This window comes from Allomesorhizobium aridi (assembly GCF_043769475.1).
Taxonomy (GTDB): Bacteria; Pseudomonadota; Alphaproteobacteria; order Rhizobiales; family Rhizobiaceae; genus Allomesorhizobium.
Genome location: NZ_CP171729.1, coordinates 432,840 through 454,428 on the forward strand (window position 1 = coordinate 432,840; position 21,589 = coordinate 454,428).

Consider the following 21,589-nt stretch of genomic DNA (forward strand, 5'->3'; position numbering starts at 1 on the left):
CATTATGGCATGATGTGGTCTAACGTCGTCCATCGTTCTCCGAACCATGTCCGATATCTTCCCGGCGGCAGCTGATCGGCGTGTTGGCAAGTGCGCACACAACGCATCGTGGTTTTAGGCTGTGAGCGCCTTGACCTCGCGCGGTGGCACGTAGGAAACGATGGAGTCAAAACCATGCATGCCGCGACGGCGGCTACATTGTTGCAGCCTTTTCAACAGCGTAGGAATCTGACGGTATTATTGACGGTATTTGAAATTTTCCGATTGAAGTTTCTTTGAAGGAATCAATGACTTACGGCGTCAGTTGACCATCGAGTGGGAATGATTTAGGCCCATCCGACGCCGCCGAGAGTACGAGGGCGAAGACTGGGAAAGCAGTCATTTCCCGCACAGAAGTTCCCGCAGGAGGTGCTCAAGCTTTTAGGAGCGCTCGATGCCAGCCGCGCTTCGGGATGGCTTTCAGCCGAAAGTCACATTCGGAACCTTGGCGAGGAAGGCCGGAGCGATCTTGCAACGATGCTTGCCCAGCTTCGCAAGTCGCTGAACCAGCATCCCGCCCGCTACTTTCTTTACGGAAGTGACACGCCCTTCTTCATCTGGCTGCAGCGGTCGGGGGACAAGATCGACTGGCAGAAAGTCAACGATAAAGCCAGCGCCGCAGCACTCTTCACGCCCACTGCCGACATGACCGAGGTAATGGTCGAAGCAAAATGCTGAGGGCACCTACAAGACGGCATATATATTCGAGGTCACCAGACCTACCGGGCGTACCGACGACAATGCCCAGTTTATCAGGATGCGGAAAGGATGAAAAAGCGTGCGGAAGCGTTCGTCCAGCGTCCGGCCGGTCAGGCACCTAAGATGACTCGGATCGGGCGCGAACCGGGGCGCAACGATCCCTGTCCATGTCAAAGCGGGCTGAATACAAAAAGTGTCACGGTCGCTGAACGCCGCGATTGGTTAAACCCGACTGCCCCTACTTCACCGCCCCAGCCGTCATGCCCTTTATGAGGTAACGCTCCAGCACGATGCCGATCACGATGAGTGGGAGGATCGCGGCGAAGGACAGCGCGGCCATCGACCACCAGTTGATGCCCTGGCTGCCGGTCTGGGAAGCAACCATGACAGGCAACGTGTTGGCGTGCGTCGAGGTCAGCAGGGCGGCGAAGAAATATTCGTTCCAGGTCAGCACGAGGCTCAGGATGAAGGCTGCGATCATGCCGGGGAGCGCGATCGGCAGGATGACGCTGAAGAACGCCCCCCAGATCGAAAGCCCGTCGACCAGCGCCGCCTCCTCGAGCTCCATCGGGATCGATTCGAACTGGTCCCGCATGATCCAGATGACGATCGGCAAGACGGTCAGTGTGTAGAGAAGGATCAGGCCGATGCGCGTGTCGAGCAGGGCAAGCTGCTTGTAGAGAACGAGGAAGGGCAGGGCGAGAACGACCGGCGGCAGGATGAGCTGCGAGAGGAAGAAGAACGAAATGTCCGCATTGCGCATGAAGCCGAACTTGTAGGAGAACCGCGACAGCCCGTATGCGGCGAGCGAGCCGAGCACGACCGCGATGGAGGATGCGGAAAGCGCGGTTATCGTCGAGTTGAGGAAGCGCTTGAGGAACTCGTCGCGAACGGTGCTTCCGGCGCCGATCGTCTCGGGCGACAGGCCGAGCGAACGCCAACCCAGCCAGGCGGGGCTGTAGTCGACCCACGGAACAAGCGCGCCCTGCATGACGTTCGGCGCCATCTTGAAGCTCGTCGTCACCGTCCAATAGATGGGAAACAGGCAGACGACGGTCCAGAAGATCAGAAGCAGATAGATGACCGTCCTGCCGGCAAACCAGCTTGCGCGGAACGACCGATCGGCTTCGCTGTCGCGAAAGATGGCTTTGTTCATTTGCGCGGCATCGCTCATGTGCGCGGCCTCGCAAAACGCTGCGCCAGCTTCATGAGGATCGTCATCGTGACGATGATGATGACCAGATAGACCATCGCGAGAAGCGTCCCATAGCCCACGTTGGACCGGTCGCGGTACTCCCGGAAGATGAAGGAGGTGACGGTGTCCGTCGCGCCGCCGGGACCGCCGGAGGTGATGGTGATGACGATGTCGGCCAGCTTCAGCTTGAAAATCAGCCGGATCAGGATTGCGGTGACCGAAACCGGCAGCATCAGCGGGAAGGTCACCTCCCAGAAGCTTTTCCACGGGCTGGCGCCGTCGACGCGCGCCGCTTCATGGAGCTCCTTGGGAATGGCCTGGAGGCCTGCAAGGATCATGATCATCATGAAGGGGATGAACGTCCACGCGTCGAGCAGCATCATAGTCGCCTTGGCCACGCCGGGCGACCCGAAGAAGGACGGCATGTCCCAGCCGAGCCAGCGCGCCAGCCTGGCGATCGGGCCGAAGCGGAGTTCCAACATCGACTTGCCGATCATCCAGGACACGGCGACGGGGGACAGCATCAGCGGCAGAAGAAAGGCGACGCGAAAGAATTTGCGGGCCCGGATCTCCGCATTCAGCAGGAGGGCCAGGCCGAAGGCGACGGCGTATTCCGGCAGGATGGCCAGACAGTACCAGACCATATTGCGCAAGGCGTTCCAGTAGAAAGGATCGGCCCACATCTGACGGATGTTGTCCAATCCGTTGAACTTGCGGCCCGTCAGCGAGGCGAGATTCCAGTCGGAGAAGGCGATCAGCAGTCCGAAAAGAAGAGGAAAGACGGTGAGCGAGACGACGAAGAGTGCGGCTGGCAGGACAAAGAGCGTTCTTTTGCCGTGTTCGCCCCGGATCAGCACCTGGCTCCAGCAGAGACAAACCGACCAGAGGATGTAGGCGTAGAGGGTTGGCCGCCAATTGGCGAAGCCAAAGTCCGTCACTTCGCTCGCCTGAAGAATCTGCGCGAGGACCACGAGAAAGAGGATCGCCGCCGAACCCCATACGAGGCCGCGGCCGAAGCGCTTTCGCCGGTCGGAGATGTCGTCTTCGACGACGACGTTGAGGAGATCGCCCTGGCTCATCGCGCTCGGTTTGGAAAAGACGGAAAAGGGGGCGCGAATCCGCGCCCCGATACGAGACATTACATCCCAAGCGAGGCCTTGTAGAGCTTGACCTGGTTGTCGCGGCCGATCTGGTCGGTGATCTTCTCCCAGGCCGCGGCAATGGCGTCCGCCGTCTCCTGCGCCGAGCCGTACTGGCCGGCGACGCCCTTCACCAGCTCGTCCTCGGCGATCGAGTAATACTGGAAGATGCCGGGGATGCGCGGCTCGATCGCTGCGTTCGGATGGTTGTAGCTGTCGAGGTTCGAGCCGAGATAGTCCTCGACGAAGGCGCGGTCATAGCCCGCCGCCTCCCACTCCTCGTACTGGAAGTGCGAGTTGCGGTAGGGCTGGAAGCCCGAGGGATATGCTGCGGTCCAGAGCGAAAGATCTTTGCCACCCAGATGCGCGGCGGCGGACCAGGCCGCCTTGCGCTTCTTCTCGTCGCTCGAGACGCGGCTCGTGACATAGACGCCCCAGCCGATATACGCCATGTTCGGTGCGAAGTTCTCCTTCTCTTCCCAGGCGCTGGACTTCGAGTTGTACACGCGCTTGGCGCCGGGATTGATCGAAAACCCGACCACGTCGCCAACAACCGAGGTGTCCGAGGTGCGTGCGTTCGAGCCGACGTCGCCCCACCAAGTGAGAGCTGCGCCGGTGCCGCCAAGGAACTGCGAGAAGGCGGTGGCGTTCGGATCGGCGTTGACCTGGTCCGGCGGGTAGGCGTTGGCCTTGACGAGATCCAGCACGTCCTGGATCGCCTGCACCCAGGCAGGGTTGTTGATGCGAGGCTTCATCGTGTCCGGATCGAAGAGCCAGGCCTGATCGTCAGGATGCTTGGCATAGGCCGCCGCGCGATCCGCGAGGAAGTAGAAGCCGAAGCCGCCCCACTGGTACTTCAGCGGGTCGATGAAGCCGTATGCCGGCGCGCTCGTAAGCGGGTCGGTCTTGCCAGCGAGGGCCGCGGCCAACGCCGGGAAGTCCTCCCAATGCGTCGGCACTTCGGCCATTCCGCTGATCGAGCCGTCGCCAAAATAATCCTTGCGGTAAGCGAAGGTGTGGCAGTCGCCGTCGATGGTGATGCGGTAGGTCTTGCCGTCCCAGGTGCCGACTGGCGCCTTCAGATAGCCGACCAGGTCGTCCGCCTCGATCTGGGTAGCCACCCAGTCCGGCATCTCGTCAAGCAGACCGCGGCCGGCCGTATCGCCCTCGAAGGGCGCGCCCATCTCGATGATGTCGAAATCGACCGTGCCGGTGGCAATCGACTGCTGCAGGCGCGCATTGTAATCGGCCTGGGCGAGGTCGATCCAGTTGATCTTGGCCCCTGTATAGGCCTCCCACGGCTTCAGAAAGCCGCGGAACAGGAAGTTGTGCAGATTCTGGTTGTTGAGCCCCATAAAGGTGAGTTCAACGCCGGCGAACTCGCCTTCCTTGACGGCCGCCTTGGTCGCGCCAAGGCAAAGTTCGCCCACCTTCTGCCAGTCGGCATCCGTCGGCGAACCCTTGCCGACGCCCGGAATCTGCAGGATTTGCGCTCGCAGATTGTCCTGTGCAGAAGCCTGGCGCGTCAGTGCGCCAATCGCTCCCGTCGATGTTGCCGCGAGGGCTGCGATGCTCGCAGCACCTTTCAGCACGGCTCGGCGGGTCTTTCCGGCGCGCACCAGTTGTTCGTAGATACCTACTTTCATGTCGTTCCTCCCAGAACCTGATTCAGGCGATGCAACGAATTGATTTCCCGACTCAGATCCGTCCATTCTCCACCCGGACGGGAACCGGCCAGTGACCGAATTACTCGCCGTTTCCGTGCGAGGTCGGGGGCATCAAGACGGTAGAAAACGGCTGACACTATGGGTGAAGTCGTGCCTGAGTCAACGCGACAGGGGAATTGGTCCTGCCACGATTTGTGCTGTGGACTCGACCGATCCTGTTGACTAGCTTCTGGCCAAAGAGACGCTGGGGGGAAGATGGCGCAAGTTGCGATCCGCGATATATCCAAGGCGTTCGGGGCCGTGCAGATCCTGCACGGCGTGAGCGTCGATATAGCGGATGGCGAGTTTGTCGTGCTGGTCGGCCCGTCCGGCTGCGGCAAGTCCACCCTGCTCAGGATGGTCGCCGGCCTGGAGGCCGTGACCGGCGGGGCGATTTTCATCGGCGACCGCATGGTGAACCATCTGCCGCCGGGCAAGCGCGACATCGCGATGGTGTTCCAGAACTACGCACTTTATCCGCACAAGACGGTGGCGCAGAACATGGCCTTCGCGCTGAAACTGCGCGGCGCCGATCAGGCTGTCATCGCCGAGCGCGTCCGCAGGGCCGCGGAGATCCTTGACCTCGGCCCCTATCTCGACCGCTACCCCCGCCAGTTGTCCGGCGGCCAGCGACAGCGCGTCGCCATGGGCCGCGCCATCGTGCGCGACCCGAAGGTCTTCCTGTTCGACGAGCCGCTGTCCAATCTCGACGCCAAGCTGCGCGTGCAGATGCGCGCCGAGATCAAGGAACTGCACCAACGCCTGAAGACGACGACGATCTACGTCACCCACGACCAGATCGAGGCGATGACGATGGCCGACAAGATCGTCGTCATGCAGGCCGGGCGGATCGAGCAGATGGGCGCGCCGCTGGAGCTCTTCGACCGGCCGGCCAATGTGTTCGTGGCGGGTTTCATAGGCTCGCCGTCGATGAACATCCTGAAGGGCAAGGTCGAGGGCGGGAGCGTGATGGTCGATGGCGCGAGCCTGCCTTTTTCCGGCAGCCGCGCGGTTTCCGAAGGCCAGGAGGTCCTCTACGGGGTCCGGCCGGAGCATTTCGAAATCGCCGAGGACGGCCTGCCGGCCCGAATCTCGGTGGTCGAGCCGACCGGCTCCGAAACCACGGTCGTCCTGCGCTTCGGCGAAAGCGAGATCGTCGCGCTGTTTCGTGAGCGTCACGATTTCAAGCCGGGCGACACGCTTCACCTCAAGCCGCGCAAGGATCTGGTGCACCTGTTCGACCCGCAGAGCGGGCGGCGAATCTGATGATGGTCACGCAGAAGCCGGTCGTAATCCTCGGCGTCTTCGTCGCCGACACCGCCTATAGGGCGGCGCGGGCGCCGCGCATAGGAGAGACCATCCTCGGTTCGGATTTCAAGCTCGGGCCAGGCGGCAAGGGCTCGAACCAGGCGGTGGCCGCCGGAAGGCTTGGCGCGGACGTCACCTTCATCACGCGGCTCGGCCGCGATCCCTTCGCCGACATGGCGAGGGCGACCTGGGAAGAGGCAGGCGTCAAACCTGCCGTAGTCGAAACGCCCGAAAGCTATACAGGCGCAGCCTATATTTTCGTCGAGGAAACGACTGGCAACAACGCGATCATCGTCTGCCCGGGCGCAGCCTCGCTGATCTCCGTCGCCGACATCGACGCCAATGCGGATCTGATTCTGCTCGTCCGGCGTCTTCGTTACGCAGCTGGAGCAGCCTATCGAGGCCGCGCTGCATGCGCTCGAGATCGCCCGCGCGGCGGGCGTGACGACGATCCTCAACCCCGCTCCCGCGGCAAGGCTGCCGGAACGGATTTTCGGCCTCGCCGACTACCTCACCCCGAACGAGACCGAGACTGAAGAACTGACCGGTATCAAGGTCGAAACCGTCGGAGACGCGCGCAGTGCCGCCGACAGGCTGCTCGCCATGGGTGTTGGCGCGGTGATTGTCACGCTCGGCGAGAAGGGCGCACTGCTGCATTCCGCCGGGCAGTCCGAACACATCCCTGCCTTCCAGGCCGGACCTGTCGTCGAAACCACCGGCGCTGGCGACGCGTTCAATGGAGGCTTGGCCGCCGCCTTGGCGCGCGGAGCCTCTCCTCCGGACGCTGTGCGCTTTGCCTGCGCCGTCGCTGGCATTTCAGTGACCAAGCCCGGCACGGCGCCCTCCATGCCTACACTGGCTGACGTTGAGGTTCTGCTTCGAAAGAATGGATAGTGAGGTCCGGCTAACATCGGGTTTCGGGCGCCGGTATAGCTCGACGAAGATCCGGATTGGGTCATGTCACGACGATGCTCACGCCGATCTGAATATCCGCTTCTTGAAGATTGGAGGCTTGGAACTGCCTGTCCGCTCCCGGCCCAAACCAGTGAGCGTTTAGGTCCGCCCGTTTTCCTTCCGGCCATGTGGCCAAGGGGAAAACACCATGGGACTTTCACGATACGATCCCGCCTCGCGGGACAGGCGCGTTTGGAATGCAGGAAGGACAGTGGGAGCAAAACGAGCGCTGAGACAGCGGCAAATCTGGGAATCCCCGCTGACGGGCATCTGCCGTCTTTCGGTATCGGTCAAGCCGCCAATCTGTGCTAACCCGCCACCGAACAACCAAAGGAGTACAACCGTGAGCGAGCCGACCGTATCCGAGGCAACCGACAGCATCTATGCATCGCTCCAATCAAACAATGCCGATATCGACGTACATATAGCAACCCTCAAGGCAGCGCTAACACGGGAGGGCATGAAAGAGGCCGTGTTCGATCCGACCAGGCTGGCACAGAACAACCGTTCGGGCCGCAAGCTGATGCAGGCCTATTTTCGGCAGCGCGGTGTGAGTGTGAAGTTTTCCGCCTAGTAAAGCCGCCCGGGTGCTAACGGCAGCGGGTGACCACAAGTTCGGAAGGTTCGTCTGGCGCTTTCGTGCCGCGAGCGGCAATGATGGTTTTGCGCCGATCAGCTTCGATTGAGAGTTTGAAGAGCGGGCGACGAAATGAAGGATTGCGGGAAAAGACCATGACAACAGGCACCCCGTTCCGAGGTCTGTCAGCCTTCCCGCTCACGCCGGCGGACGAACACGGTCGCGTCGACACCGAGACGCTCGCGCGCCTCGTGGAGCGGCTATGCGAGGCAGGTGTCGACTCGATCGGCCTTCTCGGATCGACGGGCATCTATGCCTACCTCTCGCGCGAGGAGCGGCGGCGTGCCGTCGAGGCCGCAAGCGAATGCGCGCGCGGGCGCGTGCCGCTCGTCGTCGGAGTGGGCACGCTGCGGACCGACCATGCGATGGATCTCGCGCGGGACGCCGAGACCGCGGGTGCCGACGCGCTCCTGATGGCGCCGGTCTCCTACACACCGTTGACGCAGGACGAGGCATACGAGCATTACCACGCGGTGATAAAGCTGTCGGTCCGGAAACGGCCCAAGGCTGCCGCGCGCAGACATTCGCCAATGGGCGGCGAAATGTCATGTTGGGGTCGTATCAGGCTGTAGCGCGAACGGCAGGTTCACCTCCTCGATCCCGCATCATTTATAGCGAAGTTCGCACCCGCGATGGTTGCAGCCAGCTACCATTTCGCCGATAGTGATGTCGTCGAGAGGAACGGGCGAACGACTGAGCCCTGTGGAGCACCGCTAAAAATGCCCGAAAAATTCGCGACTATCGCAGATGCCGAGGCATACACGCCAGTGTCCACGCCAGCCTTTCTGGAGACGGCAGGATTCTATGCTGCCGGAGATGGGGGCGATGCCTTGTACGCCAATCCCGTCACAGTTAACCCGGGCAAGACCGATCAGATCGAAATCAACGTCAACGGCACGGCCACGTATTACAACCGGCTGCATAAGGACGGCAAAGTCGATGTCGTCAAGCATGGCGCACTCGGCAACGGCCGACATGGGGCGCTAAGCTGCCGCATATCGGTCGCGGAACGAGCGGCCGCTTTGGGCACAACAGCGGAGATCGGCTACCAGCAGCGGCCCGGAAATTCAAATTGGGTTCTCTGGTGTTCGACTCAGCGTTTCGCGCGGGCGAACTTTCGATACCAACCCGAGCCGGCGATAGTGTTGCGATAGATGCGTTCCCGCTCGTTTGCCTCTTCCATTGTTTCGGCGCGCACCTCGCCTTCGATCGCGGCGGCGGCGCGGCAAAACGGGAAAACCTGCACCAAAGGTGTGCCTTTCTCGATGATGTGCACGCCATCGGGACCGATCGGGAAGAAGGGGAAGTGGATGTGCGCCGAATAGATGTCGGTATCGACGATGCCGGCAACAGCCTCGAAGACGCCGTTCGGCCGGTTGAGCGGAGGCACGAACAGGCAACTCCACCCCGGCGCCGTTCGGATTGCCCAGTAATTGTGGAATTTGCAGGGCGGCCGCGGCATGCTTGGATGGCCTGTGATCTGGTGCGGGCTGTGATTGCTGACCATCGTGCGGTCGAACTCCCAGCCGTAGTCGACGGTCTCGCCGCCATCCTTGATCTCCAGCCGAACCTCCGCGGCGAGCGGAAGTATCCAGCCGGTGGAGAGCGCGTCCAGGAACGGCATGCAGCGCTTAATCGTGATGCCGTTGTCGTGCGCGCCGACATGCTCCAGATCGATCGGCGCAATCTTCCGGAACCAGTCGGGGAGGGCGGATTTGGCCGGCCGCGGTTCGGCGATAACGCCGACATCGGAGGGTTGGCAAAGAAAGCTGATCTTGGGCGAGGGCTTGTTGAAGCGTGTCAGCATGGCTGTCATTTGGAGCTAGAGACTAATCGCCGGAAGCCGGTTTACTCACCGTGGGTCGCCGGTGCAACGAGGGGCCAGGGAGCCGGCCCCTCGTTTCATGGCCGGTTTCTAGCGTTGACGCAGGAAATCCACCAGCGTCCGGGCCGGCCGGTTGGAACTCGAATTTGACGATCTGTTCGAGCCCCAATCCGACGAGCTGTTGGAATTGGAATTCGACGAACTGTTTGAACTCGAATTGGAGGAGCTATTCGAGCTTGAGTTCGACGAGCTGTTCGACTTCGAATTGGACGAACTGTTGGAACTCGAATTGGACGAACTGTTGGAGCTCGAGTTCGAGGAGCCGTTTGAGCTGGAATTCGACGACCCATTCGAACTCGAGTTCGACGAGCTGTTGCCGGCGAACTGCAACAACTTCTCCTGAGCCTGAACCGTTCCAGGCAGCGTCTTCGGCGCCGCCTGCTTCGCGCCAACGATGCTCCTGATGCCGCCGGTCTCGATTGTGTGCGGCTTGACGGCCGCTTGCGCCCCCCTGATACCGCTGTTCCGGTTGCGGCGGCGATTGCAAAGGCAATCATGCGGCCGATTTTATGACTGGGTTTCATGATGCTTTCTCCGTTTATCGTCACGCAATGCGGTCGCTCCAGTGCGACAACCGTGAAATAACGTAGAAATGCGGAAATAGTCTCGGAATAAATCGCCTTCTATCCAACTTTTAACCTGACCGTAACCGATCTCTTGCTTTCGACATAATCTTGTTAGCCGTGCAACAAAACATAACAATATACCTGAGGAAGCTCCTGGCGTTAGAATTAAGCGTGTCCGCTTCAAGCCGATATGACGTAACCGAAGCCGCGCACGGTCTTGATAAGCGGGTGTTCCTCCGCTCCGTCGATCTTGCGGCGCAGGTAGCGTATGTAGACATCGACCACCTTTGTTTCGGGGTCAAAGCTCAGGTCCCAGACATTGTTGAGCAGCCGTGTGCGGCTGATGACGGCTCCGGGATGCAGCATCATATAGTTTAGAAGCCTGAATTCCTTGGCCGTCAGACTGATCTCGCGCTCGCCGCGCCGAACCTTTTTTGCGACGGGGTCGAGCGTAAGGTCACCGACCTTCAGCAACGGATCCGATGCCGCGCCGGGTCCGCGTCGAAGAAGGGCCTCGATGCGAGCGATCAGTTCGTCGAATGCGAAGGGCTTGGTGAGATAATCGTCCGCGCCGCCCTTCAGCCCCTCGACTTTGTCCTGCAGGCTGTCTTTTGCGGTGAGCATCAGGACGAGATTCTTGCGCCGCTCGCGTTGCAGCATGCGGCACACGTCGAGACCGTCAATTCCGGGAAGCAAGCGGTCGAGAACGATCAGCGAATAGGACGCCTCCCGCACCATCGCCAGTGCATCCTCGCCATTGTTCGCAAGGTCGACCAGGTAACCCTCCGCTTCGAGCCCTCGTTTGATAAAGCCCACGATACGGTCGTCATCCTCCACCAGCAGAATTTTTGACATTGACATCACCTCCGTCGGGGATCCTGCCGCGGGCAGGAGCGCTTCCCCCGCTGTTTATGCCGCGCTGGTTTTCACACGAGGCTTTTTCCTCGAAGCGATCGTGTTGGCGCCGAAATTGTCATCCGGAGCTTCGTTTGCGTCGGCGCATGGAATGCGGACCACGACCTCCGTAAAGGACCCGACCTCGCTGGTGAGCGTGATCTCGCCCTGATGCTTTTCGACAAGCCATTTCGCGATCGCCAGGCCGAGCCCGCTGCCTGGCTGGCGCGACGCCTTTGGGCTTCGGCCGCGGTAAAACCGCTCGAACACCTTTGGTATTTCCTCGGCGGGAATGCCCAGCCCCTTGTCGCGTATGGTAATCCGGGCATGTCCATCCGAAACGGTCATGCTCAAGTTCACCGGGCGTCCGCGCGGCGAGTATTTTATGGCGTTGTCCAGAAGTATGACGAGCGCCTGCTTAAGCTGCTGCGCGTCGGCAGTGACCCAGATCGGATCGGTCCTGTAGTCCGCCTTGATTGAAATAGCGTTGGCGCGAGCAAGGATTTCGCCGTCGTGGACTGCATCGGCGACGATGGTCACGAGGTCCGTTCGGCGCGGTTCGAAGCGGATCGTGTCGGTTTCCGAGCGGGACAGGAAAACCAGATCGTCGACGAGCCGGCTCATCTCCAGGCTTTGCGTTACAATCCGTTCGAGCGCGTCACGGTAGACTGCCTCGGGTTTCGAACCGTGGCGCAGTGGAATCTCCGCCTCCCCGCGAAGAGCGGTCAGCGGGGTGCGCAGTTCATGACTGATGTCGGCGAGGAACTGAACCCGCAACCGGTCGAGATCGGTCAGCCGCTGGTTCGCCGCGGCGAGTTCGGCGGTACGCGCGGTGACTTGCCGCTCGAGATCCGCTCGCGCGGCAAGCAATCGGTTGCGTTGGTCCTCCTGATTGGCGGCCATGGCGTTGAAGCGCTGGGCGAGCACGCCGAGTTCGTCATGGCCGTCGAAGTCGATGCGGTGGTCGAGTTCGCCCCGCCCGATCGCCTCGGCGCCCTGGATTAGTAGACCAATGGGGCGCACCAAAGACCTGGTGAGAAGGAAAGCGGCGACAAAACAAAGGACCACGGCAACCAAGATAAGCGCCACTATTATCCAGGTCAGGCGTCGCCACAGCGCTTCCGCCTGTATCTCCGTTCGGCCAACCTCTTCCGCTTCGTCGCGCCTCGCAGCTTCGAGGATGTTTTCGAACTCGGCGTCGAAACGGTTCTCGATATCACGGCGAAAGACGCTGATCGCTTCCTCCTGCCGTCCTTGATTGCGCAGATCGACTGCCCTTAAAGCGGCTTTGCCGATTTCTCCATAGAGCGCGCGCATTCGCGTGACGCGGAAGATTTCGTCGCCCTCGTCCTCCTGTTCGCTGGTGCCCACCAAGAACTCGGCCTCGCCCCGGGTCACCTTCTCGAGCTCGATCGAACCCTGCTTCGAGCTCGGCCCGAGCGCTGTCGTAGTCGGGGCGCTCCGGCTCGCCGATCAACAGGAACTCAGCGATCTGCTCGGAATATCGATTGGCGTTGACGGTCAGTTGCGTGACGGCTGCCAGTTGATGATTGGTCCACTGCACGCGCTGCAAATGATACTCGGTGGAGCGGATCGTCGCGTAGATGGCGATAGCCATCGCCAAGACGGACGCGACCACAATGGACTGAAAGAGAATGATGCGAGACCTGATGCCCATCGGTGTCCATCGGCGCTGAGAACCCGACGATCGGATCCTCGAAAATCCAGTATGCCGCACCTGGCCGGATAGCGGCCATCACGGTCTGCTCGGAGTCGGCGGAATACCTGCTCGACGCCTTCATAACACGGACCGAACATACGGGACCGGCTATTAAGGTTGCGGGAGATTCAGGTTAGAAATTGGTGAGAATGTGCCGCCGGAATTGCTGCGGCTTCATGGCCTCGCCTTGACCCGGAACAGGACGAATATCGTCGGTTCGGCGTCCTTCTTTGTCTTGTCGGTGACGATGAGAAACAGATCGTCCGAAAGGCGGGCCATTCCTTCGAAATTGTCGACCAGCATCGCGTTGGGCTCGGCTGAAAGCTCGGCTACTTGGCACTCCCGTATTTCCGAACACTTGGCGAAGTCGAGATAGCGCAGCCGCGCCGTCGGTGCGCCACCCTTTTCCTCGCGGGTCCGCTCTAGTATCAGGAGATTGCCGTCCGGCAACTGCTGGATCGCCTTGAGCCTGCTGTCGGGCTGGAAAGCTTCGAACGACCAGGTCGTTCCGTCCGCCGCATATAGCGTGTGACGGTTCTCCGGCTGGCCTTTGAGGGGCCGTTCCGGCGCGGTCAGCATGCCGTGACGCTCGTCGAACGCCACCGCCTCCAGGCGGCTGTTCTTCTTGCTGTATCGCGTCTCGTCGGCCAACGGGGCGGGCAGGGCGGAATTGGCGATCCACTCGCCGCGCGGCGTAAAGCGTCCAATCGAAGGTCCATCCTCGAACGCGATCAGAAGCTCGCTGTCGGACCGCCGGCCATTGTCATCGTTGACGGTGGTAAGACCCTCCGCGTTGGTGACCGGCTTGCCGGAGGCCTCATTAGCTTTCGTCGAGAGGGGAGCGGAGAAGACGGGCTCGATCTCTGCAATGCGTGATCCGTCCAGCCGAATGCGAAAATGATAAAGGACGCCGCCGTCGGAGACCGCGTAGAGAAGTTGCTCATCCTCGTCCCAGGACAGGCCGGAAAGCTCCTCGATCCTGACGCCGTCGGCGCCTTCGGAAGGCAGGTCCATGCTATCCAGAGCTTCCAGGCTCGGCTGGGCTGACCCGGTCGACAAAGCAGAAGCCAGCATCGCACCGGCCAGCGTAAACCGGCAGAACAAGCGGCCAAATCTGTTTCGCTTGGTCATTGGGCCAATTCCTTTGCGATGTATCATGCGGCGACCTCGATCTCTTGCCCGGGGACGACCTCAGCCGTTTGCGGCGCGGGCACGATCCCGAGCTTGCGAAGGGCGGGAAGGAACTTGTTGTGCCTCGTTCCCTGATTGAGGATGGCTATGCCGGTGCAATATTTCGAGCAGTGCTTGGTGGGGTGCTGGTGCATTGCGCGCAGGAGGCGATCGGCTATCCCGTTGCCGTTTGCGGATTTCGTTTCCAGGATGAAGTGATCATCACTGACGGCGTGCGACGAGCCGGGAGCGAAAAACCGCATCCCGCTGTCGATCGTCATGCGCTCGCCGCCGTCCTTCGCCACGAGTGTCATGCGGACATAGCGCATGTCGAGGACGCGTGAGAGCGCGTACGGAAACTCCTGGCGATACTGGTCGAAATAGACTTCGTGCACGTAGGCGAGCGCCGTCTTGTTGAGAATGCCGAATTTACCGGCATCATAAGGCAGCCGCTTCTTGATCGTCGCGCCGCGCTTATCCTTGAGCTTCACCTCGACGAAACAAAGCCCTGCATCGGCATATTTCCGGATCCGGACTTTCGCCCGCTGCCGCCGACCCTGATGGTGGTCGAAATAGCTGCGCCGGTCCGCATCGTCGAAATAGCAGGTTTCATAGGTGAACGACCGGCGGCCCTCGATTTCCAGAATATCGAAGCGCCTTGCCAGTTCGGCAGCGGCGCGATGCAGTATGCCCGCGCGGGTGACGTATTTGTTGTCGAGCCGCTCCAGCATCTCGGCCTTGGAGTTGAGGGCAGCGAGGCTGATCGGGTCGAAAACCTGCTCCAGGCGCGCGTCAGTGTTTGCGATAGAAGACATTGAGCCTCGCCATTTCCGTGATGTAGTCGAGTTGCAGAACCTGATAAGACAGCACCGTGACCCCCAGCCGCTCCGAGAGTTCGGCGCGCATGGTTTCGGGGTCCGACAGCAGCGTCAGGTGGATTTTGTCGAGCGTGACCTTCGCCCCGCTGACCGATTGCAGCATCTTCGGGTGGTCGACCACGTAGGCGCCGACGAGCACGAACAAAACGATCATCGCCGCGAAGGGCAGCGTCGTTCCCTGCACGGATGAGATGACTGCGATGGCGACGCTGCCGAAGAAATAGGTCATCTCGGTTTTGCTGAGCGGCTCCGAGCGCAGTGTGAAGAGCGCCAGGATAGCGAACAGGCCAAAGCCCGCGGCAACGCTGAAATTCACCGAAGACAGGACGGTAAGCACCGCAAAAACGAAGATGTTGAACAGAGCGGCAGCCGTCACCAGCTCCTTGTCCCGATAGCGCCGGTAATACATGCCGAACGTAAGAAGCGTCATTCCAACGAGGTTCAGCGCGAACCTGATCGCCTGAGCCGCCAGCGGGTCCTGAAGGGCTTGCATGAAAAAGGAGTTCATCGCGCCCTCGCCATTGGGGCGCCTGGCGATGCTGCCGGGATAAGTGGAACGGGGTGCATTTCAGCTCCTGCTTCTCGTGACGCCATAGGCGGCGCTGAATGGAAAACGGGACGATCCCGCTCCATTCCGGTCGGAAAGTCAGAGGCTGCGGAATGCGGCGGCGTCGCTTAACCTTCCAGGATCAACGACTTGTCGGGAACGCATTCGGAGGTGTGACAGTCCGATGACAGATTTATGAAGCTAGCCGGCTAAAGCTTCGTGGGAGTTTGGCTAGATTTTGGGGCACCCTAGATTAGAATTTGACAAACTTCAGGTGAGAGGAGGGTAAGAGCCGGTGTCCCAGCCGCGCTCGAAACATGCTCGATCAGGACCTCGCAGCCATCCGGAAATCTAACGGTTTTTCGATGCCGCCCGATCGCAGGAACCGGTCTTCGTAGAGAATTTGGAAAACGTGCAGGGGATGAGCACGAGGCGGTCCGCCGTCAGGTCAATCGGGCTCCCGCGTGCCTCCAGCGCGTGGGCAACCGCTTCGAACCGTCTTTATCCAGCGTGCTCGGCAATCACCGCGAGAAAGGCGGGGCCATAACGCTCCAGTTTGGCCTCGCCGACACCTGGAACACCGGCCATTTCCGCACGCGAGGCGGGGCGGGCCGCGGCCAATTCGATCAGCGTCCGGTCATGAAAGATCACATAGGGCGGCACATTCTGCGTTCGGGCGATTTCCATGCGTTTTGCGCGTAATGCCTCGAACAGTCCACGATCGGCGTGTGGCAGGGCGGCAGGTGGGCTGTTGCGAGAGACCTTTTCGCGCCGGGCGCGCGGCGGTGGCGGCGTACGCAGCATGAGCATCCGCTTTTCGCGCAGGAACTGGCGGCCCGCGTCCGAGATCGACAGCCCGCCATGGCCGCTCAGGTCAACGTCAATCAGTCGTAGCGCAATCAACTGACGCAAGATCGCGCGCCAGGTGCGGCCGTCGTGCTCCTTGCCGATGCCATAGGTGGAGACGCGGTCGTGGCCGAACTGCATGATGCGTTCATCCTGAGCACCCAATAGGACATCGACGATGTAGGCCTGGCCGAAGCGTTCGCCGGTCCTGTGAATGCACGACAGGATTTTCTGCGTGGCGATCGTACCGTCGAACAGCCTTGGCGGCTCGGCACAGGTATCGCAGTTGCCGCAAGGTTCGCAGCGGTCGCCGAAATAAGAGAGCAGCGCCTGGCGGCGACAGCCCGCCGTCTCGGCCAACCCAAGGAGCGCATCGAGCTTTTGCCGTTCCATACGCTTGCGCTGTTCGGGTGCATTCGATTCTTCGATGAAGCGACTGCGCAAAGCAATGTCTTCATGGCCATAGAGCATCAGGGTGTCCGAAGGCAGGCCATCGCGCCCGGCACGACCGGTCTCCTGATAATAGGCCTCTATGCTGCCTGGCAGATCGACATGGGCGACGAACCGCACATCCGGCTTGTCGATGCCCATACCGAATGCGATCGTGGCCACCATGATGACGGCCTCGTCGCGCTGGAAGCGCGTCTGGTTCCCCTCGCGCGCTGCCTTGTCCATGCCGCCATGATAGGGGAGCGCGTTATAGCCTTGCGTGGAGAGCCAGGCCGCCGTCTCCTCGGTCTTTCGTTTCGACAGACAGTAGACGATGCCGCTTTCGCCCTCATGGCTCTTCAGGAAGCGCTTCAACTGCCCCCTCGGATTGTCTTTCTCCTCCATGGCGTAGCGGATGTTGGGTCGATCAAAGCCGGCGACGAAGGCATCGCTTTCCGCGATCTTGAGATGCGCCAGGATTTCAGCCCGTGTCGGAGCGTCGGCGGTGGCCGTCAGCGCCATGCGCGGAGTGTCGGGGAACAGCGCGACCAGAGCGTCGAGCTGGCGGTACGAGGGACGGAAATCGTGTCCCCACTGCGACAGGCAATGCGCTTCGTCGATCGCGATCAGCGACAGGGGCACTTGGCCAAGCTGCTCCAATATGCCGGATCTGAGCAGCGTCTCAGGGGCTACGTAGAGGAGGTCCAGAGCGCCGTCGGATACGTTTCGCCACAACGCGCGCCGCTCATCGCCTGTCAGATCGGAGTTGAGCGCGGCGGCCCTGACTCCTGATTGACGCAAGGCAGCCACCTGATCGGCCATCAGAGCGATCAGCGGTGAGACTACGAGGCCCATGCCGGGCCGGGCCATCGCCGGGATCTGATAGCAAAGCGATTTGCCGCCGCCCGTCGGCATCAAGACAAAGGCGTTGTTGCCGGCCATCACATGGTCGACGATCTCCGCCTGAGGTCCACGAAATGCATCGTAGCCATAAACGGCTTTCAGAATATGCGCGGGATCGGCGGTCACGGTAACCTGTGGCAAGAATCAGAAAGACCACGCCTAATAACAGTTTTGCGAGGTGAAGAGCGCCCAGCGACCTTCCTGCTGAGCAATTTCGCCTCCAGCATATTAACCGAGCGATGAAGGTTAGCCGAGATGAAGCGATTCCCTTGGTTCGGCTAGCCTGCATCTTGCATCATCTACGAAGTTCGTGATCCGTTGTCGCAACATTGGCGTTGTGAAACCCGACGATGCTCGGCTATGCAAGGGCATGACGACGATCGAGGACATGCTCCGGCCGCTCTCGCTGACGGCCGGTCTTCTCGCCCGCTTCTGGCCGCAACTTCTGCTTCTTGGCGCAATCGGCATCATAGCGCGCGATCTTTTGCTCAACGCGGCCGTCACGGTGGGGCTCAAGAACCCGCTTGGCGGCATGGTCGTCCTTTCGCTTGTGGTGCTGACAAAGCTGCTGGTCGTCGTGGCGATGTTCACGGCCCTTCGCCCCGGGCTTCCAGCTCTTGCCTCCCTGCGCCAAGTCTCGGCCAGAGCCGAGCCGCAGGAAAAGAGATCCCAGCCCGCTGACCACATGCTTGCGGTTACCGCGGCGGTCATCCTGCCCTTCTTCGCCTATTATGCCGCCTGGGGCTTTCTTGGTGACACGGTACGCGAATATTCCCGGCTGGCACTCGAGCCGCGTTCCCTTTGGCGAAAGCGCAGACATATTCGGCTTGCTGCGCTCCAGCGGCCTCATCGCGTCGATCGCCGCCTGCTGGATGGTCCGCTGGTTCGCCAAGCGCATGAACAAGCGCTCGCGCGGGCCTTACTGGCGGCTGCTCATCGTGGCGGCGGACGCAAGCTGGATATTTATCGGCCTCTACGCGCTCGATGTCTTGAAGGACGAGTTGATCGCCTGGATAGGGGCAGGCGCGCTGCTGGACGAATTGAGCTTGGGCGCACGCTCGCTATCCCTGTCGATCGCGGCTTACGCGGCCGAGGGCCTCACGCCGGTCGAGTTCAGGCAGCCCGGCATCCTGGAACAGGCGCAAAGCCTGTTCTTCTACGCGCTCCTGCCGATGGTCTGGCTGGTCATGGCTGCCATCATCAACGGCTACGAACTGTCGGCCGCGTCGATTCCGGCCGTCCCGCCGCCGTCGCGCGGATCCACCTGGCGCAAATGGCTCAGCGACTTCATCGCCCATTTCCTCGGTGGTTATCGCTCGCGCTACGCCCCGGTCTGGACCTGCCTAAAGCTGGCGCTCGGCGCAGGGCTCGCCATGCTGCTCACCTACGTCGTCGCCTACCGGCTGATCGGCTGGCTCGGCGCCTGGCTGTGGTTCGGCGCGACGCGGACGCTCGGTGTGCCCGATCTGGACACATGGCAGGTCGTCTTCAGCGTCGCAGCAGTGTTCATCGGCAGCCCAAGCGATCTCGACGGCGGCATATTACTCGACGCCCTGCGGATCGCGTTGCTGGCGGCCTTTCTGGAACATGCCGTCTCGGCGCAGCGGCCGTCACCGCCAGCAGCTACCTGAAGAGCAAATAGCGCGGCCGGGCGCTCGGCACCGTAACCGACAACCCCAAGCCGTTCGCCGTTGCCGGAACGACGAAAGTCTCGGCCATGCTCGCCGTTCCGCCCTTGCCGGCGTTTCGGAAGGCGAGGCCGCCGCAACGCGGCTTATCCGCCGTCTCGGGATGCATCTTGCGCACGATCGGCTCAGTCAGGAAGGCCGGCTGCCAACGGCGGCCCTCCGCGTCGGTCAGCACGACGGCGCAAAGGCCCTCCGTGAGCAGGTTAGGCTCCTCGATCCTTGCCTCGAATTCGGCCAGCACCACGACCTGCTCGGCAGAGCCGCCTGGCAGACGCGACAGCGTCGTCAGGCGCCATTCGCCCCCGGCATAACTCTCGGATTCTTCCCTCCCGACCATGACAGGGTCGTGTTCGTTGCCAGCCCGCCACGCCGCAATGCTTTCCCAAGAGTGCACCAGGACTGCCACAGGCAGGGCGATTGCCAGTCCAGCGAGGCTCATCCAGTAGCGGCGTCTTTCGCTTTGGGAAATCGCCTTGGCCATCACTCCGTCTCCAAGACCCAGGGCATCGGCCCCCCGGTCTGGCGAATAGTCACGGCGCTTCGGATGTCGCCAAGCGCGAGTTGCGTGATCGCCACCTGCGCCTCATCGCCAAGCGGTGTGAAAGCCGATGGCGCCACCAGCAAGGTCCCGCCGGCAAGCTCGCTTTCGGGCACTTCAAAAGCCATCAGTACGGGCTTTGGCAGCCCAGGCTCCAGCCGCTCGGCCGGCAACATGCCCGGCATGGTGGAAAAACGCTGGGTAAGCGCATAGCGCACGCCGCTCGGGCCGCGCCACTCGGCCGAAGTCAGGGTCAGGCTCTCCCGGCTTGCTTCGGCCGCGGCCTCCAGCAGCACCCAGACCCCGGAGGTGGTATAGGTGCGGGTGCGGCCGAAGCGCTCGGTCTTGACGATGCGTGCGAGGTGTACGTCGCCGACGCCAAGAGCAAAGGCGCGGGTGTCGATGCGCTCGCCCTGCTTGCCGGCGACCGGGACGGGCGAGGTTATTTCGCTGTAGAGCGGCGTCGTGCGCTGCATGGCGTAGAGAATCGCTGCCGCGAATGTAACTGCGGCGGCTCCGTTGAAGCCTGCTTTCATTGCGCCGACCCGATCGCATCCGCCGTCACCGGCAGATTCAACACCGCGACTGGATCGCGGTCGAACCAGCCCGACGCGCCGTAGAGATTGTCGCGTCGCTTGTAAATCTGGCTGCCGACCGCGAGGCGCAGATCCCGGGGCAGAGGCCGCGTCGCCGGCCACTCCCAGGCGGCGACCATTCCTTCCGGCATCCCTGGATGGACGCCGCTCGCGATCCACTTGTCGCGTGCAAGATAGAAGGCCGGCGCCGGCAGGTCCGCAATCGGCGGGTCGATGGCGAACAAGGTCGAAAAGACGTTGCTGGTGGCTGCCGAGCGGTTGTCGAGATCGAATTCGACCATGAGGAAATTCTTCGGCTCGGGCGGTTTGGTCCCGGTCGGCGGGACCGAGCCGATCCGCGCACCGTGAAACGTTATGATCCAGCGCCCGGTATCGATGGGTTCGCCCGCCGCGATTGTCGGAATTGTGTTCGGGTTGGCCGTTTCATACACCATCATGGCAAACGACGCCGCGGCTGCCGCGGTGCCGCCGATGCCGGCGACAAGGAATGCGAAGAGACGATGCCGCAATGTCGATCGTTGCTCAGTGGCCATATCTCCTCCGTGCCCGATTCGTCAGACTCAACCACGAATTCAACCTGAAGGTGAGGCTTACGGTAATATTATGACGCAAGCGAAACGGTCAGCGGTTGCTCACATGAGGGTTTAGGCAAGGACTCTCTGCTGGTGGCCGTGCATCCTCCCGGATGGCAACCCGCTCTAGGCCCTTGAATCTGCGCATGATCCTTTCCGAAACCGATTCGGGTTTTCGGGGTCATCCGCTAGGCCCGAACCTGCCGGCGATGAAGACGGTGAGAGCGTCAGGCCGCTATCCTGTGCTGAGCCTTCCATGTCTCATGCTGCTTTCCCCACGCGGACATCGCCGTTACGGCCTCGTTGAGGCTCAGCCCTAGCGGCGTGATCGAATAGTCCACGCGAGGCGGCACCTCGTCATAGGCGCGTCGGCTTATCAAGCCATCCGCCTCCATCTGCCGCAATTGTTGCGTGAGCACCTTCTCGCTGACTCCAGGCAATAGCCGGCGCAGTTCCGCGAAGCGATACGGCCGCAGGTGCAGTTCCCATAGCAGCGAGGTTTTCCACTTTCCGCCGATGGCCTGCAGCGCGGCGGCAAAACCGCAGCTGTCCGGTTCCTTGCGCCTCATTTGTCAGCTCCTGTCATGATGCCGCTAGCTTACCTCAAGGTGCGTACTTCTCAACGCAACAAGAATTTATACCTTCGGCTCGGGCGCGCCTAACACAAGCCAAAACCCTCG

20 protein-coding genes and 3 pseudogenes are annotated in these 21,589 nt (G+C 61.5%); 9 read left to right on the forward strand and 14 right to left on the reverse strand.

What is annotated here, in order from left to right; translation table 11 throughout:
• The first annotated feature begins 516 nt into the window (after positions 1–516).
• Complete coding sequence (locus tag ACG873_RS03985; RefSeq protein ID WP_394890543.1) at positions 517–717, forward strand: hypothetical protein; 201 nt, start codon at positions 517–519, stop codon at positions 715–717.
• A 144-nt stretch (positions 718–861) separates the two neighbouring features.
• Positions 862–1,011, forward strand: coding sequence for an SEC-C metal-binding domain-containing protein (locus ACG873_RS03990; protein ID WP_394893338.1), 150 nt, complete (start codon positions 862–864; stop codon positions 1,009–1,011).
• Here ACG873_RS03990 and ACG873_RS03995 read toward each other — a convergent pair.
• Genes ACG873_RS03995 through ACG873_RS04005 form a run of 3 tightly spaced genes read right to left on the reverse strand, consistent with a single transcriptional unit; the run spans position 977 to position 4,718 of the window.
• Positions 977–1,894 (reverse strand): carbohydrate ABC transporter permease, encoded by a 918-nt coding sequence (locus ACG873_RS03995; protein ID WP_394890544.1) that lies wholly within the window; start codon positions 1,892–1,894, stop codon positions 977–979. The genes ACG873_RS03990 and ACG873_RS03995 overlap by 35 nt on opposite strands.
• A gap of 14 nt (positions 1,895–1,908) precedes the next feature.
• Positions 1,909–3,012 (reverse strand): carbohydrate ABC transporter permease, encoded by a 1,104-nt coding sequence (locus tag ACG873_RS04000; RefSeq protein ID WP_394893339.1) that lies wholly within the window; start codon positions 3,010–3,012, stop codon positions 1,909–1,911.
• A 59-nt stretch (positions 3,013–3,071) separates the two neighbouring features.
• Complete coding sequence (locus ACG873_RS04005; protein ID WP_394890545.1) at positions 3,072–4,718, reverse strand: extracellular solute-binding protein; 1,647 nt, start codon at positions 4,716–4,718, stop codon at positions 3,072–3,074.
• Between the two features lie 276 nt (positions 4,719–4,994).
• On the opposite strand from ACG873_RS04005, the gene ACG873_RS04010 reads away from it, so the two are divergent.
• From ACG873_RS04010 to ACG873_RS04030, 5 genes and pseudogenes are all read left to right on the forward strand, one after another.
• Positions 4,995–6,044, forward strand: a complete 1,050-nt coding sequence (locus tag ACG873_RS04010; protein ID WP_394890546.1) for an ABC transporter ATP-binding protein — start codon at positions 4,995–4,997, stop codon at positions 6,042–6,044.
• Positions 6,045–6,046: 2 nt separating this feature from the next.
• Positions 6,047–6,980: pseudogene (rbsK, locus tag ACG873_RS04015) on the forward strand (ribokinase).
• Positions 6,981–7,383: 403 nt separating this feature from the next.
• A complete protein-coding gene (locus ACG873_RS04020; protein ID WP_394890547.1) occupies positions 7,384–7,614 on the forward strand; it encodes a hypothetical protein in 231 nt (76 codons plus the stop codon).
• A gap of 158 nt (positions 7,615–7,772) precedes the next feature.
• Positions 7,773–8,153, forward strand: a pseudogene (locus tag ACG873_RS04025) (dihydrodipicolinate synthase family protein); the annotation flags it as partial.
• Positions 8,154–8,396: 243 nt separating this feature from the next.
• Positions 8,397–8,831 (forward strand): hypothetical protein, encoded by a 435-nt coding sequence (locus tag ACG873_RS04030; protein ID WP_394890548.1) that lies wholly within the window; start codon positions 8,397–8,399, stop codon positions 8,829–8,831.
• Here ACG873_RS04030 and ACG873_RS04035 read toward each other — a convergent pair.
• On the reverse strand, positions 8,771–9,484 hold the full coding sequence (locus ACG873_RS04035) for a DUF6065 family protein (RefSeq protein ID WP_394890549.1): 714 nt from the start codon (positions 9,482–9,484) through the stop codon (positions 8,771–8,773). The genes ACG873_RS04030 and ACG873_RS04035 overlap by 61 nt on opposite strands.
• A 151-nt stretch (positions 9,485–9,635) precedes the next feature.
• Between ACG873_RS04035 and ACG873_RS04040 the strand changes: the two genes are divergently transcribed.
• Positions 9,636–9,905, forward strand: a complete 270-nt coding sequence (locus ACG873_RS04040; protein ID WP_394890550.1) for a hypothetical protein — start codon at positions 9,636–9,638, stop codon at positions 9,903–9,905.
• A gap of 403 nt (positions 9,906–10,308) precedes the next feature.
• Here ACG873_RS04040 and ACG873_RS04045 read toward each other — a convergent pair whose 3' ends face one another.
• From ACG873_RS04045 to recQ, 6 genes are all read right to left on the reverse strand, one after another.
• Positions 10,309–10,983 (reverse strand): response regulator transcription factor, encoded by a 675-nt coding sequence (locus ACG873_RS04045; protein ID WP_394890551.1) that lies wholly within the window; start codon positions 10,981–10,983, stop codon positions 10,309–10,311.
• A 54-nt stretch (positions 10,984–11,037) separates the two neighbouring features.
• The gene (locus ACG873_RS04050; RefSeq protein ID WP_394890552.1) at positions 11,038–12,393 is read right to left on the reverse strand and encodes a sensor histidine kinase; all 1,356 of its coding nucleotides are present in this window, start codon (positions 12,391–12,393) and stop codon (positions 11,038–11,040) included.
• 523 nt (positions 12,394–12,916) lie between these two features.
• Positions 12,917–13,756 (reverse strand): esterase-like activity of phytase family protein, encoded by an 840-nt coding sequence (locus ACG873_RS04055; protein ID WP_394890553.1) that lies wholly within the window; start codon positions 13,754–13,756, stop codon positions 12,917–12,919.
• Between the two features lie 140 nt (positions 13,757–13,896).
• Entirely contained in the window at positions 13,897–14,727 is an 831-nt protein-coding gene (locus tag ACG873_RS04060; RefSeq protein ID WP_394890554.1) for a polyphosphate polymerase domain-containing protein, read from the reverse strand.
• Positions 14,705–15,298: a DUF4956 domain-containing protein gene (locus ACG873_RS04065; RefSeq protein WP_394890555.1), complete on the reverse strand. Its 594-nt coding sequence runs from the start codon at positions 15,296–15,298 to the stop codon at positions 14,705–14,707. The genes ACG873_RS04060 and ACG873_RS04065 overlap by 23 nt, the downstream gene beginning before the upstream one ends.
• Before the next feature lie 540 nt (positions 15,299–15,838).
• On the reverse strand, positions 15,839–17,641 hold the full coding sequence (gene recQ, locus ACG873_RS04070) for a DNA helicase RecQ (RefSeq protein ID WP_394890556.1): 1,803 nt from the start codon (positions 17,639–17,641) through the stop codon (positions 15,839–15,841).
• A gap of 244 nt (positions 17,642–17,885) precedes the next feature.
• Here recQ and ACG873_RS04075 point away from each other — a divergent pair.
• Positions 17,886–19,146 (forward strand): annotated as a pseudogene (locus ACG873_RS04075) (hypothetical protein).
• Here the strand turns inward: ACG873_RS04075 and ACG873_RS04080 are convergent.
• The 4 genes from ACG873_RS04080 to ACG873_RS04095 all read right to left on the reverse strand — a co-directional run bounded on the left by ACG873_RS04080 (position 19,139) and on the right by ACG873_RS04095 (position 21,478).
• A complete protein-coding gene (locus tag ACG873_RS04080; RefSeq protein WP_394890557.1) occupies positions 19,139–19,684 on the reverse strand; it encodes a hypothetical protein in 546 nt (181 codons plus the stop codon). The pseudogene ACG873_RS04075 and the gene ACG873_RS04080 overlap by 8 nt on opposite strands.
• Positions 19,684–20,277: a hypothetical protein gene (locus ACG873_RS04085; RefSeq protein WP_394890558.1), complete on the reverse strand. Its 594-nt coding sequence runs from the start codon at positions 20,275–20,277 to the stop codon at positions 19,684–19,686. Before ACG873_RS04085 ends, ACG873_RS04080 begins: the two co-directional genes overlap by 1 nt.
• Positions 20,274–20,870 carry a hypothetical protein gene (locus tag ACG873_RS04090; RefSeq protein WP_394890559.1) on the reverse strand — a complete coding sequence of 199 codons (597 nt, stop codon included), beginning with the start codon at positions 20,868–20,870 and terminating at the stop codon, positions 20,274–20,276. The genes ACG873_RS04085 and ACG873_RS04090 overlap by 4 nt, the downstream gene beginning before the upstream one ends.
• A 266-nt stretch (positions 20,871–21,136) precedes the next feature.
• Positions 21,137–21,478, reverse strand: coding sequence for a winged helix-turn-helix transcriptional regulator (locus ACG873_RS04095; protein ID WP_394890560.1), 342 nt, complete (start codon positions 21,476–21,478; stop codon positions 21,137–21,139).
• Positions 21,479–21,589 lie beyond the last annotated feature (111 nt).